The organism is Thalassobacterium maritimum (assembly GCF_031127805.1).
GTDB lineage: Bacteria > Verrucomicrobiota > Verrucomicrobiia > Opitutales > Coraliomargaritaceae > Thalassobacterium > Thalassobacterium maritimum.
The window spans coordinates 1-410 of the sequence record NZ_JARXHW010000255.1 but is presented as its reverse complement, the minus strand read 5'-3'; the positions used below and the strand labels follow the sequence as shown (position 1 = coordinate 410).

Sequence of the window (410 nt, the reverse complement as noted above, 5' to 3'; positions counted from 1 at the left end):
ATGCTCCCGTCGGTCTCTGTCACGATCTGATCAACACCACTAGGTGATAGGCAGTTCGGTGAGTCCTCCAGCTTCGAGGATTCATCGGCGATGCGACGGGCGTTCGTTTCGACGTATTTGCGGATTGAAGATACGGGCAGCTCAATGCCGTAGTGCTCTAAAAGCTTTCCCGCAGCTGTGGCAAAGGAATGATCCAAACCAAAATCAGTTACGGCACGCTGCAGTTCGCGAGTATATCCCCGAGCTGAGATAGCCAGTCGCTCGGTCAATGGCCGGTGGTAGCTAACCTCTCCACTGCGCCAGATACGCTCCTTGAGTTCGACGACTCCGTAAAGCGTGTAAAATTTTAAAGTTTTTTTTCGCGTTGCTGCATCTGCGCTTCTTTGGCGGCATCGCCACACCTAGCCTCC

General features: G+C 53.2%; 1 pseudogene. It reads right to left on the bottom strand.

Annotation, left to right across the window (positions count from 1 at the left end):
• Positions 1-197 (bottom strand): annotated as a pseudogene (locus tag QEH52_RS20245) (ISKra4-like element ISTvi1 family transposase); the annotation flags it as partial.
• Positions 198-410: the final 213 nt, after the last annotated feature.